This window comes from Morganella morganii (genome assembly GCF_041099235.1).
GTDB classification, from domain to species: domain Bacteria; phylum Pseudomonadota; class Gammaproteobacteria; order Enterobacterales; family Enterobacteriaceae; genus Morganella; species Morganella morganii_E.
On record NZ_JBFZSO010000002.1, the window covers coordinates 410,159 to 425,290 of the forward strand.

The window sequence follows — 15,132 nt, forward strand, 5'->3', positions numbered from 1 at the left end:
TTTACTCTTTCATGTGGTTTAAATGGCTAATTAATTGAATTTGATTTATCACGGAAGAAAAATAAGAAATTAAATATTAATTGATTTAAATCAAAATAAATAATTTTCAATATTATGGTAATTGATTTGTTGGTGATAAATAGCGGTGTGTTTTTGTTAAAAATAGCATTTATTTGATCTTAACCGATTAAATAATTCCGAATGAGAATGTATTTCATTTTTGTTTTAAATTGCCGTTGTTATGTGAAATTCATTATTCCGCGGATTCAGTTAATTCCGAAAACGCCCGGCAGGGTATCTGCGTAACCGGTGAAATGCAGATGATAAATGCTGCCTGTTTTCTCATGGGTAGTGAAAAATTCCGCAATTATTATTGCGGGTCGTCGGTACGTTATATATTAAATTGATATAAATTAATAAAACCGATAAATAGATTAAATGTTAAAAATAGAAAAAATTCTCATTATCTGTAAAATAATGTTTCGGATTTTATTTTTTTGTTTATTGATTATGTTCCGTGTCTCAGTAATTTAATAATAACCGGATTATATTAATATTAAATTAACACAACGGAATATAGAGAATGATCGAAGATAATACCTTTATTACTTCTGATATCACTTCTGAGGGTATTGACCGGCGAAGCTTTCTGAAACTCTGTGCGGCCTTAGCGGCTACCATGGGTCTCAGTGCAAATGCATCTGCCGAAATCGCGGCGTCCGTCAGCCGTAAGGATTGTCCCCCCGTCATCTGGATATCTGCACAGGAGTGTACCGGTTGCACTGAGTCCCTGCTCCGGGCGACGCACCCGACCATCGAAAATCTCATTCTTGATATGATTTCGCTGGAGTACCACGAGGTACTCTCAGCGGCATTCGGTCATCAGGCGGAAGCCAACAAGCACAATGCGATTGAGAAATACAAAGGCAAATATGTGCTGGTGGTGGACGGCTCTGTACCGCTGAAGGATGACGGTATTTACTGCATGATTGCCGGTGAGCCGATTGCCGACCATATCCGCCGTGCGGCGGAAGGTGCTGCCGCGATTATTGCCATCGGCTCCTGTGCTGCCTGGGGCGGTGTGGCTGCCGCCGGTGATAACCCGACCGGTGCGGCATCACTGGAAGCGGTTCTGCCGGGCAAAACCGTGATTAATATTCCGGGCTGCCCGCCTAACCCGCATAACTTCCTGGCAACGGTTGCTCACATCATCACTTACGGCAAAGCCCCGGGGCTGGATGACAAAAACCGGCCGCTGTTTGCTTACGGTCGTCTGATCCACGAACACTGCGAGCGCCGCGCTCACTTTGACGCCGGACGTTTTGCCAAAGCGTTTGGTGATCACGGACACCGTGAGGGCTGGTGCCTTTATCATCTCGGCTGCAAAGGGCCTGAAACATACGGTAACTGCTCCACATTGCAGTTCTGCGATGTCGGCGGTGTGTGGCCGGTGGCGATCGGGCATCCGTGTTACGGCTGTAATGAGGCCGGTATCGGCTTCCATAAAGGCATTCATCAGCTTGCGGGCGTGCAGAACCAGACACCGCGCGCTGAAAAACCGGATGTGGAACTGAAAGAGGGCGGTTCGGTATCGGGCGGCGCTATCGGGCTGCTCGGCGGCGTGGTCGGGCTGGTGGCCGGTGTCAGTGTGATGGCTGTCCGTGAACTGGGCCGCCAGCAGAAGAAAAACCGGTCCGGCGATCCGCGGGGAGAGTAACTGTGAACAGGCGTGACTTTATTAAAGTGGCTTCCGGCGGGGCATTACTGTTAGGTAATACATCCGTGAGCCACGCGGCGGCGGCGAACCGCCCGCCGATCCCCGGTTCATTGGGCATGCTGTATGATTCTACCCTGTGTATCGGTTGTCAGGCGTGTGTGACCAAATGTCAGGATATTAATTTCCCCGGCCGTAATCCGGACGGAGCGCAGACATGGTCCAACAATGACAAGCTGTCACCGTACACCAATAACATTATTCAGGTGTGGACGAGCGGCAGCGGTGAACACAAAGATCAGGAAAAAGATGGTTATGCCTACATCAAGAAACAATGTATGCATTGTGTTGATCCGAACTGTGTCTCCGTCTGCCCGGTCGGTGCGCTGAAAAAGCATCCGGTCACCGGCATTGTGCATTACGACAAAGATATCTGCACCGGCTGCCGCTACTGCATGGTCGGCTGCCCGTATGATGTGCCGAAATACGATTACGATAACCCGTTCGGGGCGATCAGCAAGTGCGAACTGTGTAACCAGAAGGGTGTTGAATTGCTTGATAAAGGCGGTTTGCCCGGCTGTGTGGAAGTGTGTCCGACCGGGGCGATTATCTTCGGTACCCGCGAAGATCTGATGGGTGAGGCGAAAAACCGCCTCGGGCTGACAGCCGGAGAGGAATACGCCTATCCGCGCCAGACACTGAAAACCGGTGATAACTACAAACATCCCGTGCCTTCCTATTACCCGCATCTGTACGGTGAAAAAGAGGGCGGCGGAACGCAGGTGATGGTACTGACCGGCGTGCCGTATCAGAATCTGCAACTGCCTGAACTGGCTGAGCTCTCCACCGGAGCCCGCTCTGAAAACATCCAGCACACGCTGTACAAAGGGATGATCCTGCCGCTGGCGGTACTGGCCGGGCTCACTGTGCTGGTGCGCCGCAACAGCAAAAATGACACTCACGACGGAGGTGATGATCATGAGTCATGATCCCAAACCCCTCGGCGGCAAATTATTCAGTAAGCCGATCATCATTTTCGGGCCGCTTGTTATCCTCTGTATTCTGCTTATCGTCAAACGTCTGGTCTTCGGGCTGGGGTCAGTCTCTGATCTGAACGGCGGTTATCCGTGGGGGATCTGGATTGCGTTTGATCTGCTGATCGGCACCGGTTTTGCCTGCGGCGGCTGGGCGCTGGCGTGGGCGGTGTATGTGTTCAACAAAGGGGAATATCACCCGCTGGTGCGTCCGGCGCTGCTGGCGAGCCTGCTGGGGTATTCACTGGGTGGATTGTCTATCACCATTGACCTCGGCCGTTACTGGAATATGCCAAACTTCTTTATTCCGGGCATTTTCAACGTCAACTCCGTCCTGCTGGAAACAGCGGTCTGTATGACGATTTATATCGGCGTGATGGCACTGGAACTGGCTCCGGCATTCTGTGAGCGCATGGGCTGGAAAGTCTCCCTCAAACGGCTGAACAAAATCATGTTTTTTGTGATAGCACTCGGCGCACTGTTACCGGCGATGCACCAGTCTTCAATGGGTTCCCTGATGATTGCGGCGGGCTATAAAGTGCATCCGCTGTGGCAGAGCTATGAAATGCTGCCGCTGTTCTCTCTGCTCACCGCCTTTATTATGGGATTCTCCATTGTGGTGTTTGAAGGCTCCCTGGTACAGAGCGGCCTGAAAGGCAACGGCCCGGATGAAAAACGCCTGTTCGGCAAGCTGGCACTGACCGTCAGTCTGCTGATGGCGCTGTTTCTGGTGCTGCGCTTCGGGGAATTGATCTATCGCGGTAAGCTCGGGCTGGCTTTCGCCGGGGATTATTACGCTGTGCTGTTCTGGTGTGAGATCGCGCTGATGGCGATTGCACTGGCGGTTTTCAGCATCCCGGCATTCCGCCGTGACTCCCGCCTGCTCTACATCGGTGCGGTGAGTATGCTGCTCGGTTGTGCGGCCTGGCGTCTTGCCTATTCATTGCTGGCGTTTGATCCCGGCAATGGCTATCACTACTTCCCGACGGCGGAAGAACTGTTAATTTCCATTGGTTTCGTGGCTGTTGAGATCTGCGCTTACCTTTTCCTGATCCGCCTGTTACCGATACTCCCTGCAGTCAATAAAACCGCAGCTCACCCTTATCATGAGGCAAGCAAGTCATGAGCCAGAGAATTACGATTGATCCGGTCACCCGTATCGAAGGACATTTACGCATTGATTGTGAAATTGATGATGGTGTGGTCACCAAAGCCTGGGCGTCAGGCACCATGTGGCGCGGAATGGAAAAAATCGTCAAAGGGAAAGATCCGCGTGATGCGTGGATGATCCTCCAGCGTATCTGCGGCGTATGCACCACCACTCACGCGCTGGCCTCGGTGCGGGCCGTGGAAAATGCCCTGAACCTGAATGTGCCGGTGAATGCGCAGTATATCCGCAATATCATTCTGGCGGCGCACACCACTCATGACCATATCGTCCACTTTTATCAGCTCTCCGCGCTGGACTGGGTGGATATCACCTCCGCGCTGAAAGCGGATCCGGCAAAAGCGTCAGCTATGCTGAACGGCGTGTCTGACTGGCCTCTCAACAGCACGCCGGAATTCATCAAAGTGCAGGATAAAATCAAAGCCCTGGTGGAGAGCGGGCAGTTGGGGATTTTTGCCAACGGTTACTGGGGGCACCCGGCGATGCAGTTGCCGCCGGAAGTGAACCTGATTGCCGTCGCGCACTATTTACAGGCGCTGGAATGCCAGCGCGACGCCAACCGTATTGTGGCGCTGCTGGGCGGCAAAACGCCGCACATTCAGAACCTGGCGGTCGGCGGGGTGGCGAACCCGATTAACCTCGATGGTATCGGCGTGCTGAACCTGGAACGCCTGATGTATATCAAATCATTTATCGACAAGCTGAATGATTTCGTTGAGCAGGTTTATAAAATTGATACGGCGGTCATCGCCGCGTTTTATCCGCAGTGGTTTGAAACCGGACAGGGTGCAGTGAACTATCTGAGTACCCCGGAATTCCCGACCGACGGCAAAAACGGCAGTTTTCTGTTCCCGGGGGGTTACATTGAGAATGCGGATTTAGCGACCTTCCGCCCGATCGATTCCCAGACGGATGCTTTCCTGCTGGAAGGTATTCAGGAAAGCTCGCCGCACTCCTGGTATCAGGATGAAGCGCCGCAGAAACCGTGGGAAGGCACAACCGAGCCGAAATACACCGGCTGGGATCCGGACGGTAAATACTCGTGGGTGAAATCGCCGACACTGTACGGCAAAACCGTTGAAGTCGGTCCGCTGGCGAATATGTTCTGCAAACTGGCGGCGAAACACCCCGGTACAGAAGAAAAACTGAATGAAATTATTGCGGTTTATCAGACCCTGACCGGCAACCCGTTAGAGGTGAAACAACTGCACTCCACACTCGGGCGGATTATCGGCCGCACGGTGCACTGCTGTGAATTACAGGCGGTGTTGCAGCATCAGTATGCCGCGCTGATCGCCAATATCGGCACCGGCGATCACATCACCTATGTGAAACCGGAATTCCCGGCCACCGGCGTGATAAAAGGCGTAGGGTTCCTGGAAGCCCCGCGCGGCATGTTATCGCATTGGGTGGTGATCAAAGACGGTGTGATCGAAAACTATCAGGCGGTGGTGCCGTCCACCTGGAACTGCGGGCCGCGCAATCACGATAATGTGGCGGGGCCGTATGAACAGTCGCTGGTCGGGCTGAAAATTGCCGATCCGGAAAAACCGCTGGAAGTGGTGCGTACTATCCACTCATTCGACCCGTGCATGGCATGTGCGGTTCATATTGTTGATGTTGATGGCCGTGAAACGGTATCAGTGAAGGTGCTGTGATGCGGATCCTGGTATTAGGTGTCGGTAATATTTTGCTGACCGATGAAGCCATCGGTGTACATATCGCGGAAGCGCTGGCGGAGCGCTATATCCTGCCGGATTATGTGGACGTGATGGACGGCGGCACGGCGGGGATGGAACTGCTCGACAGCATGGCCGGGCGTGATCATCTGATTATCACCGATGCTATTGTGACGGCGAAAAGTGCCCCGGGTACCATCCGTATTCTGCAGGATGAGGAAGTTCCGGCGCTGTTTACCAACAAAATCTCCCCGCATCAGCTGGGGTTATCCGATGTCTTGTCCGCGCTGCGGTTTACCGGGGAGTTCCCCGCCAAACTGACGCTGGTGGGCGTGGTGCCGGCCTCGCTGGAGCCGGATATCGGTCTGACCCCGCAACTGCAGGCCGCCGTTGAACCGGCACTGCAACAGGTGCTGGCGGTACTGCGGGAATCGGGTGTTGAGGCGGTGAAGAAGGAGACAGCAGATGTCTGAGGATATTCAGGGCTTTATGCACAGCCCGGCAAAGCAGATCCGCGAAGCTTTTGAAAAGATAGCGGCAGATACTATGCACGATCTCACCTTTCTGCACCTGTCAATGCCGGTTTATGTCACGGAACTGACGCTGTTTGAAGGGCAGTGGACGGGGTGTGTGATCACGCCGTGGATGTTCAGTGCTGTGATTTTTCCGGGGCCGGAGCAGCTCTGGCCGCCGCGCAAAGTCAGTGAAAAAATCGGCCTGCGGCTGCCGTACGGCACCATGACATTCACAGTCGGTGAGCTGGAAGGGGTATCTCAGTATCTGGCGTGTTCGTTGCTGTCGCCGCTGCCGCACACACTTTCCCCGCAGGAGGGAATGAGGCTGGCAGATGACAGTGCGCGTATGCTGCTCTCACTGCCGGTTACCGATCCGGATGCCCCGGCGATGGCCGGGCGCAGAGCCCTGTTTACCGGTAAACCGGTACCCCGGCATGCATGAGTTATCCTTGTGCATGAGTGCGGCGGATATTATCCGCGAACAGGCTGAACAACACGGCATTGCGCGGGTGACGGATGTCTGGCTGGAAGTCGGCGCACTGGCGGATGTGGAAGAGAGTGCACTGCATTTCTGTTTTGATATCGCCTGCCGCGATACCGTGGCGCAGGGCTGCACACTGCATATTGATGTTATCCCGGCACAGGCATGGTGCTGGGATTGCAGCCGTGAGGCCGAAATTATGCAGCACGCCGGATGCTGTCCGCACTGCGGCAGTGAACGGCTGCGCATCAGTGACGGCGATGATTTGCGGGTAAAAAGCCTGGAAGGTGAGTGAGTGTTATTCCGCTGTATTCAGCAGCCAGCGGGCGAACTGCTGCATGGCCGGAGTTTCCGGACGGGACTGTAACCGGGTCAGCCAGTAGCCGCCGAGGGTGATTTCAGCGGCAAACGGCTGTACCAGTGCGCCCGACTGTAACAGGCGGCTGAACATACATACCGGTGCGATCGCGACTCCGGCACCCAGTTGTGCTGCTTCCGCCATGGCCAGTGAGGTATCAAACACCATGACCGGCTGTGACGGTGAAGGCGGTGTACCGCCCGCACAATCCAGCCAGCGGCTCCACTCATCCCGGCGGAATGAGCGCAGCAGCGTGAAGCGGTGAACATCATCCGGCTGCTGTAACTGTTCTGCAATGGCCGGTGAGCACAGCGGGGCATGCGGTGCACTGAAAATCAGTTCCGCATCCGATTCATGCCATGCGCCGTTACCGAAACGGATCGTATAATCATGCCCTTCCGCCGCCGGATCCACATGGTTATTGTGGGTGGAGATATGCAGATCAATATGCGGATGGCTGTCATAAAACCCGGCCAGACGCGGCAGCAGCCAGCCTGCGGCAAATGTTCCCACCGCACCGATTTTCACCCGCTCACGGAACTGTCCGTGAGAAAAACACTCCAGCGTGTCTGCAATCCGGTCAAACGCCTCATTGAGTACCGGCAGTAATCCCTCACCCTCATGAGTCAGCACCAGCCCGCGCGAGACGCGGGTAAACAGCGCACAGCCGAGTTGATCTTCCAGTACTCTGACCTGCTGACTGACGGCAGCATGGGTGACATTCAGCTCAATCGCCGCGCGGGTAAAACTGAGATGACGGGCGGCGGCCTCAAAGGCGCGCAACGGGTTAAGGGGAAGATAACGTCTGACCATAATCTACCTGTAAGTTTTTCTTTAGGCTCTTGTTATAATTAACCGTTTGTTCTGTCCGGAGGATCTGACGATACTTGCCGCCATTATTCACACACGGAAGGTTAATTCTGATGACAAAATCATTATCTGCAACACTGATTTCTGCCCTGCTGGCGTTTTCCGCCCCGGGGTTTTCCGCCGCTGACAATGTCGCGGCGGTAGTGGACAGCACCATTAAACCGCTGATGGCACAGCAGGATATTCCCGGAATGGCGGTTGCTGTTTCCGTAAAGGGCAAGCCCTATTATTTCAACTATGGCTTTGCCGATGTTGAGGCAAAACAGCCGGTCACTGAAAATACACTATTTGAGCTCGGATCTGTAAGTAAAACTTTCACTGGTGTGCTGGGTGCGGTTTCCGTGGCGAAAAAAGAGATGACGCTGAATGACCCGGCGGAAAAATACCAGCCGGAGCTGGCCCTGCCGCAGTGGAAGGGGATCACACTGCTGGATCTGGCCACCTATACCGCAGGCGGGCTGCCGTTACAGGTGCCGGATGCGGTAAAAAGCCGTGCGGATCTGCTGCATTTCTATCAGCAGTGGCAGCCATCATGGCAGCCGGGCGATATGCGTCTGTATGCAAACAGCAGTATCGGCCTGTTTGGTGCTCTGACCGCCAACGCGGCGGGGATGCCGTATGAGCAGTTGCTGACCGCGCGGATCCTGGCACCGCTGGGATTATCTCACACCTTTATTACCGTGCCGGAAAGCGCGCAAAGCCAGTATGCGTACGGTTATAAAAACAAAAAACCGGTCCGTGTGTCGCCGGGACAGCTTGATGCGGAATCTTACGGCGTGAAATCCGCCTCAAAAGATATGCTGCGCTGGGCGGAAATGAATATGGATCCGTCACGGGCCGGTAATGCGGATCTGGAAATGGCAATGTATCTCGCCCAGACCCGTTACTATAAAACCGCCGCGATTAATCAGGGGCTGGGCTGGGAAATGTATGACTGGCCGCAGCAGAAAGATATGATCATTAACGGCGTGACCAACGAGGTCGCACTGCAGCCACATCCGGTAACCGACAATCAGGTTCAGCCGTACAACCGTGCTTCCTGGGTGCATAAAACGGGGGCAACAACTGGTTTCGGCGCCTATGTGGCCTTTATTCCGGAAAAACAGGTGGCGATTGTGATTCTGGCGAATAAAAACTACCCGAATACCGAAAGAGTCAAAGCCGCACAGGCTATTTTGAGTGCGCTGGAATAATTTTTCCCTGAAACGGCCCCTGCGGACACGCCGGGGCCGTATTTTAAGATTATTCCTTATGCAATAATTTGCTTTATGGGCTGTTTTATGGAGGATGAGAGTATCGGGCACTGACAGCTTCCGGCCGAACCGGATTTCACTGTGTGCTGCGTCAAACTGATGTCAGGTTCAACACACAGAGGAAAATGTTGTCATGGACGTTCTGCGTTTTATCCTCCGCTTACCTTTTATGGTGCTGCGTCTGGCGGCACGTGTTCTTGTTTCTCTTTTTACGCTGCTGGGTTTTCTGCTGCGCCCGTTCACCGGACGGATCCGCTGGGCGGTACCGGGCTGGGTGACCTTTACCGGTAATCAGCTTGCCCGGCTGGAGCGGGGTGTAAACCGCTATCCGAAAACCATTTTTGCCTTATTGCTGCTGACCGCTGCGGTGGCGGCGGGCAGTTATTACGCCCGGCACTGGTACCAGAACAAACCGAAGCCGGTGGATGTCGCGCCGCTGGTGGTGCAGGATATTTCCGCGTCTGTGCAGCGCCCTTCGGCAGTGAATTATAACCGTGATGATAATTCAGCGCAGATTGTGGTGGTGACATTCTCCCGCTCTGCCGCACCGGTGACGCTGATCGGCAAACCGGTCACTGCCGGTATTACGCTGACACCCGCAATGGAAGGTGAGTGGCAGTGGCGTAATGACCGCAAGCTGATATTCACGGCGAAAAAAACCTTCCCGATGGGGAAAACCTACACCGTCGATATGGATACCAAAACACTGCTGGCTCCGCAGGTGGCGTTAACAGAGAAACAAAAAACCTTTACCACTCCTGAGTTTTATTATCGAGGCGGCCGGGCGGAGTTCTATCAGGATCCGCAGGATCCGATGAAAAAACACGCCATTATCGGCCTGACCTTCAATGCTCCGGCAGATGTCAAAAATCTGGAATCGCGTCTGTCCATGACCCGTGACGGCAAGCCGGTGCCGTATACCGTCACTTATGATGATAAAAAACTCAAAGCCTGGATCCACTCCGGGCAGTTGGCACTGAATGATACGGACAGCGAAGTGCTGCTGACAGTCAGAGCCGGTGTCGGTGCAGCCGTTCCGGCCAATACCACGGACAAAGATGAAACCTTCCGTGTGATCGTGCCGAACCGCTACAGCCTGGATGTGACGGGCATCGACAGTCAGCTGGTGGAATCAGATGACGGAAAAGATCGCCGTGCCCTGATTGTGTCATTCTCCGACCCGGTGAATGAAAAACAGATCACAAAAGCGGTTCGTGCCCGTCTGCTGCCGGAAAAACACCCTGATTACAATTCTGAGGGTATTTACGACGACTGGAAATCAGATGATATCAGCGAAAAAGTCATTGCCTTATCAGAGCCGGTGGCGCTGACCACGGATGACAGCGAGCAGGAAAATCAGGCGGCATTCAGCTTCAGTTACAATGCCCCGGCCAACCGCTGGCTGCTGGTGGAAATCACCGGCGGTATGAGTTCGGCGGGCGGTTATTACCTGAAAACATCACGTTATCTGCCGGTACGCATCCCGGATTACCCGAAAACACTGCGCTTTATGTCAGACGGGGCTTTGCTGTCGATGAAGGGTGAAAAACAGATCACCGTCGCGGCACGTAACTTCCCGGGCCTGCAACTGGATGTGAAACGGGTGATCCCGGGCCAGTTACAGCACATCGTCTCCTTTAAGGATAAAAACTTTACCTCAACGGATTTTAACCGTCTGAGTGATGAATACTTTACAGAGCACTTTACTTACCAGACGGCGCTGTCTGCCGCCAATCCCGGCGATATTCAGTACAAAGGTATTGACCTGAGCAAATACCTTTCAGCCGATCCGTCTGCAAAACGCGGCATATTCCTGCTGAGCCTGCGGGCGTGGGATCCGGCTAAAGCGGCGGAAGCTCCGGAAGCGGAAAGCTATGACGAAGGGGATGAGGATTACGAAGAGGACGCGGTTCTCGATTCGCGCTTTGTTGTGGTCACTGATATGGGGATCATCGCGAAATCCTCTCTCGACGGCTCGCGGGATGTGTTCGTGCAGTCCGTGTATACCGGTGAACCGGTCAGTGGTGCGAAAGTCTCTGTGGTGGCCAAAAACGGCACCACACTGCTGAGCCGTACAACCGGCAGTGACGGCCACGCCGCGTTCCCGCCGCTGCATGATTTCCGTAATGAACAGATGGCGGTAATGTTCCTGGCGGAAAAAGAGGGGGATGTCTCCTTCCTGCCGGTCAATGCCTGGTATGACCGCCAGCCGGACTTCTCACGCTTTGATATTTACGGCGACGAAACCCCGGAAGATCCGCGCACCCTCAGCAGTTATCTCTTCTCAGATCGCGGTATTTACCGCCCGGGGGAAACCTTTCATGCAGGTCTTATCACCCGTACCTATGACTGGAAAACTCCGCTGACCGGCATCCCGCTGCGGGCGGAGATCCGCGACCCGCGCGACACGCTGATGCATTCACAGCAGATTATTCTGGATGCCACCGGTTTCAGCGAACTGAGTTACACCACATCGGAAAACTCCCCGACCGGCGACTGGAATATCTATCTCTACCTGGAAGGTAAAGATGAGAACGATCTGCGCCTGCTCGGTACCACCACCGTGGTGGTGAAAGAGTTTGAGCCGGACAGCATGAAAGTGGCACTGAAACTGACGCCGGATCGTCAGCAGGGCTGGGTGAAACCGGATGAATTACAGGCGGCGGTTGATGTGCAGAACCTGTTCGGCACTCCGGCGCAGAACCGCCGTATCGCGACAAAAATGACCATGAGGCCGGTTTATCCGTCATTCACGCAGTATCCGGATTACCGTTTCTATGAAAACAGCCGCAGTACGGATAACTTTGAAACGCAGCTGGAAGAGCGCACCACCGATGAAAACGGTGCCGCCCCGCTGGCATTAGGGCTGGAAAATTACGCGGAAGCGACCTATCAGTTACAGCTGTTCACCGAAGCGTTTGAGCCGGGCAGCGGTCGTTCAGTCACGGCAGCGGCGCGGGTACTGGTCTCCCCGCATGACTCGCTGGTGGGTATCAAAGCAGATGGCGACACGGATTACATCAGTAAGGATGCAGTGCGGATGCTGAATCTGATTGCGGTGGATCCGTCACTGACCCGTATTGAAAAAAGCAATCTGAAACTGGTGCTTCTGGAGCAGAAATACATTTCCGTGCTGATGCGCCAGCCGTCCGGGGTCTTCAAATATCAGTCCAGACTGAAAGAAACCCGGATTGATGAACAGCCGCTGACCATCAGCAGTGCCGGCACTGATATCACACTAAACACCTCGAAACCCGGTCACTTTATCTTACAGGCGGAAGATGCGGACGGTAATGTGCTGAACAGAACCGACTACACCGTCGCCGGTAACGCTAATATCACCCGTTCGCTGGATCGCAATGCGGAATTGCAGCTGACGCTCAATAAAGAGGAATACAAACCGGGCGAAGAGATTGAAATTGCTGTCAGCGCGCCGTATACCGGCAGCGGTATTATCACCATTGAGCGCGACAAAGTGTATCAGTGGGTATGGTTCCGCGCGGACACCACCAACTCGGTGCAGAAAATCCGCGTACCGGCAGAACTGACCGGCAACGGCTATGTTAACGTGCAGTTTGTCCGTGATATCAACTCCGATGAAATCTTTATGAGCCCGCTGAGCTTCGGCGTGCAGCCGTTCCGTGTCAGCCATGAGGCGTTTAACGCGGGGATCACGCTGACATCGCCGGACGTCATGAAACCGGGTGAAAACCTGGCGGTTCATGTGAAAACCACCTCGCCGCAGAATGTGGTGGTTTTTGCCATCGATGAAGGCATATTGCAGGTGGCGCGTTACCGCCTGAAAGATCCGCTCGATTATTTCTTCCGCAAACGGGCGCTGGAAGTGAAAAGCACTCAGATCCTCGATCTGATCCTGCCGGAATTCAGCAAAATGATGGCGCTGACCGCAGCCCCGGGCGGAGATGCCGGAGAGGGCATCGATCTGCACCTTAATCCGTTCAAACGCAAGCGGGATGAACCGGTGGCCTACTGGTCGGGGATCACCGCCGTTGATGGCGACGCGGTCTTTAATTATCAGGTGCCGGATTATTTCAACGGTAAGATCCGCGTGATGGCAGTCTCCGTTTCACCTGACCGCATCGGCCACACACAGAGCAGCACAACGGTACGGGATGATTTTGTGCTGACACCGAATATTCCGGCCATGGTCTCCCCGGGCGATGAGTTTGATGTCTCCCTCGGTATCGCCAATAACCTGACCGGTCTGAACGGTGAAGCGGTGCCGCTGGATGTCACCGTCAGCGCTGATCCGGCACTGGAAATCACCGGCAGCAACCGTGAGCAGATCACCCTCGGTGAGAAGAAAGAAACGGTACTGTCGTTCCGCCTGAAAGCCAATGCGCTGCCGGGCACGGCGGATATCACTTTCCGTGTCACTTCCGGGGATAAATCGGCGGTCCGCAAGCAGAATCTGTCAGTCCGTCCGGCCTCGGCTTACCGCACCCGCTCGTCTCTCGGACGGATGGACGGTAAACAGCAGCGGGTGACGGCGCTGCGGCAGATGTTTGATAATTATGCCAAACGGGATGCGCGGGTATCATACTCGCCGATGGTGATGAGTGAGGCGCTGTCGCAGTATCTGGATAACTATCCGTATAACTGTTCGGAGCAGATCACCAGCCGCGCCATTCCGCTGCTGTTCAGTCAGCGTAATCCGGAAATCAGCACACTGCAGTCACAGACAGCGATCCGCAAACAGCTGCAACAGACCATGACCACACTGCTGACGCGGCAGAACGGCCAGGGCGGTATCGGTGAATGGCAGGCGATGCCGGAAACCGATCCGTTTGTCACGCTGTATGTGGTGCAGTTCCTGCTGGAAGCACAGGACACCGGTTATCCGGTGCAGGAATCGCTGCTCGGCTCCGCCAATATTTATCTGAAGAAAGTGGCGGCGAACCCGATGCTCAATACGCAGGATGATCTGCGGATGCGCGCCTTTGCTGTCTATCTGCTTACCCGTCAGGGCGAAGTGACCACCGGACTGCTGGCTGAGGTGCAGACACAGATGCAGAGCAGTTATCCGGATTCGTGGCAGGCAGATCCGGGCGCGCTGTATCTCGCGGCATCCTACAAAATGCTGAAGATGGATAAACAGGCAGATATGATGCTGGCACCGACGTGGAAAGCCCTGAACACGGCTTACAGCAAAGCATGGTGGACACGGAGCTATCTCGATCCGCTGGTGCAGGACAGTACACGGCTTTATCTGATTGTCCGTCATTTCCCGGAAAAAGTGTCTGCTATACCGCCGCAACTGCTGGAAAACATGGTGCTGCGCTTTAAAGAGGAGCGTTACACCACCTATTCAGCCGCCATGAGTATTCTGGCAATGGAATACTACAGCCGTCATATGCAGCAGAGCGGGGCACAGGCCGGTGAACTCACTATCAGCGTCCTGAAAGGCAAAGAAGCGCCTGAAGTGATCTCTGTGATGAAAAATGCCTCCGCGACCGGAAAATTCGGTGATGGTGTCAGTGAAATCCGCTTTGATAATCCGTCGGATAACCCGGCCTGGTATGTGGTGACAGAATCCGGTTTTGACCGCACATCACCGCAGGCCGCAGTAGCGAAAGGGCTGGAAATCAGCCGTGATTACCTGAATGAAAAAGGTGAGGTGATAACCCGTGCGGCGCAGGGTGAAAAAGTCTATGTCCGTCTGCATATCCGCGCCAATGCCAGACAGGGGCTGAATAATATTGTGGTGGCGGATCTGCTGCCGGGCGGGTTTGAAGTGGTGCGCCAGGATCCGGAAGCGGCGGACAGCCTGCAACTGTCACAGCTCCCGTTCAGCACCGGCCGCCGCTGGGTACCGGATTTCACTGATGCCCGCGAGGACAGAGTGCTTATCTACGGTAGTGCTGCGGCGGATAGTCAGGAGTTTATCTATCAGATAAAACCGGTGAATACAGGGCGCTTTATCATTCCGCCGGCGTTCGGCGAAGCTATGTATGACCGGGAGATTCAGGCGCAGTCTGCGGCAGCCGGGGTATTTACGGTTCTGCCGCCGGCCGGTGACAAATCCTGAATGCACAGGCG

General features: G+C 54.4%; 10 protein-coding genes. 9 read left to right on the forward strand and 1 reads right to left on the reverse strand.

Annotated features, from left to right (window positions below; all coding sequences use genetic code 11):
- Nucleotides 1–583: 583 nt before the first annotated feature.
- From hybO to hypA, 7 genes are read left to right on the forward strand one after another with little or no spacing between them, the layout of a single operon-like run.
- Nucleotides 584–1,717, forward strand: a complete 1,134-nt coding sequence (gene hybO, locus AB7038_RS05280; RefSeq protein WP_368889404.1) for a hydrogenase 2 small subunit — start codon at nucleotides 584–586, stop codon at nucleotides 1,715–1,717.
- A gap of 2 nt (nucleotides 1,718–1,719) precedes the next feature.
- Nucleotides 1,720–2,703: a hydrogenase 2 operon protein HybA gene (hybA, locus tag AB7038_RS05285; RefSeq protein ID WP_369452880.1), complete on the forward strand. Its 984-nt coding sequence runs from the start codon at nucleotides 1,720–1,722 to the stop codon at nucleotides 2,701–2,703.
- Nucleotides 2,693–3,874, forward strand: a complete 1,182-nt coding sequence (gene hybB, locus AB7038_RS05290; protein ID WP_368889402.1) for a Ni/Fe-hydrogenase cytochrome b subunit — start codon at nucleotides 2,693–2,695, stop codon at nucleotides 3,872–3,874. The genes hybA and hybB overlap by 11 nt, the downstream gene beginning before the upstream one ends.
- On the forward strand, nucleotides 3,871–5,574 hold the full coding sequence (hybC, locus tag AB7038_RS05295; protein WP_369452881.1) for a hydrogenase 2 large subunit: 1,704 nt from the start codon (nucleotides 3,871–3,873) through the stop codon (nucleotides 5,572–5,574). The genes hybB and hybC overlap by 4 nt, the downstream gene beginning before the upstream one ends.
- On the forward strand, nucleotides 5,574–6,068 hold the full coding sequence (locus AB7038_RS05300) for a HyaD/HybD family hydrogenase maturation endopeptidase (RefSeq protein ID WP_368889400.1): 495 nt from the start codon (nucleotides 5,574–5,576) through the stop codon (nucleotides 6,066–6,068). The genes hybC and AB7038_RS05300 overlap by 1 nt, the downstream gene beginning before the upstream one ends.
- Nucleotides 6,061–6,552, forward strand: coding sequence for a hydrogenase-2 assembly chaperone (gene hybE, locus AB7038_RS05305; protein WP_369452882.1), 492 nt, complete (start codon nucleotides 6,061–6,063; stop codon nucleotides 6,550–6,552). Before AB7038_RS05300 ends, hybE begins: the two co-directional genes overlap by 8 nt.
- The gene (gene hypA, locus AB7038_RS05310; RefSeq protein ID WP_072869380.1) at nucleotides 6,545–6,886 is read left to right on the forward strand and encodes a hydrogenase maturation nickel metallochaperone HypA; all 342 of its coding nucleotides are present in this window, start codon (nucleotides 6,545–6,547) and stop codon (nucleotides 6,884–6,886) included. Before hybE ends, hypA begins: the two co-directional genes overlap by 8 nt.
- Nucleotides 6,887–6,889: 3 nt before the next feature.
- Here hypA and ampR read toward each other — a convergent pair whose 3' ends face one another.
- Entirely contained in the window at nucleotides 6,890–7,762 is an 873-nt protein-coding gene (gene ampR, locus AB7038_RS05315) for a LysR family transcriptional regulator AmpR (RefSeq protein WP_369452883.1), read from the reverse strand.
- 110 nt (nucleotides 7,763–7,872) lie between these two features.
- On the opposite strand from ampR, the gene blaDHA reads away from it, so the two are divergent.
- Together blaDHA and AB7038_RS05325 are read left to right on the forward strand one after the other, a co-directional pair.
- Nucleotides 7,873–9,012 (forward strand): DHA family class C beta-lactamase, encoded by a 1,140-nt coding sequence (blaDHA, locus tag AB7038_RS05320; RefSeq protein ID WP_369452884.1) that lies wholly within the window; start codon nucleotides 7,873–7,875, stop codon nucleotides 9,010–9,012.
- 193 nt (nucleotides 9,013–9,205) lie between these two features.
- Nucleotides 9,206–15,121 carry an alpha-2-macroglobulin gene (locus AB7038_RS05325; protein ID WP_369452885.1) on the forward strand — a complete coding sequence of 1,972 codons (5,916 nt, stop codon included), beginning with the start codon at nucleotides 9,206–9,208 and terminating at the stop codon, nucleotides 15,119–15,121.
- Nucleotides 15,122–15,132 lie beyond the last annotated feature (11 nt).

Coding starts and splice junctions, on each gene's coding strand:
- hybO (WP_368889404.1), top strand. CDS start 584: ATGATCGAAGATAATACCTTTATTACTTCTGATATCACTTCTGAGGGT.
- hybB (WP_368889402.1), top strand. CDS start 2,693: ATGAGTCATGATCCCAAACCCCTCGGCGGCAAATTATTCAGTAAGCCG.
- hybC (WP_369452881.1), top strand. CDS start 3,871: ATGAGCCAGAGAATTACGATTGATCCGGTCACCCGTATCGAAGGACAT.
- AB7038_RS05300 (WP_368889400.1), top strand. CDS start 5,574: ATGCGGATCCTGGTATTAGGTGTCGGTAATATTTTGCTGACCGATGAA.
- hybE (WP_369452882.1), top strand. CDS start 6,061: ATGTCTGAGGATATTCAGGGCTTTATGCACAGCCCGGCAAAGCAGATC.
- hypA (WP_072869380.1), top strand. CDS start 6,545: ATGCATGAGTTATCCTTGTGCATGAGTGCGGCGGATATTATCCGCGAA.
- ampR (WP_369452883.1), bottom strand. CDS start 7,762: ATGGTCAGACGTTATCTTCCCCTTAACCCGTTGCGCGCCTTTGAGGCC.
- blaDHA (WP_369452884.1), top strand. CDS start 7,873: ATGACAAAATCATTATCTGCAACACTGATTTCTGCCCTGCTGGCGTTT.
- AB7038_RS05325 (WP_369452885.1), top strand. CDS start 9,206: ATGGACGTTCTGCGTTTTATCCTCCGCTTACCTTTTATGGTGCTGCGT.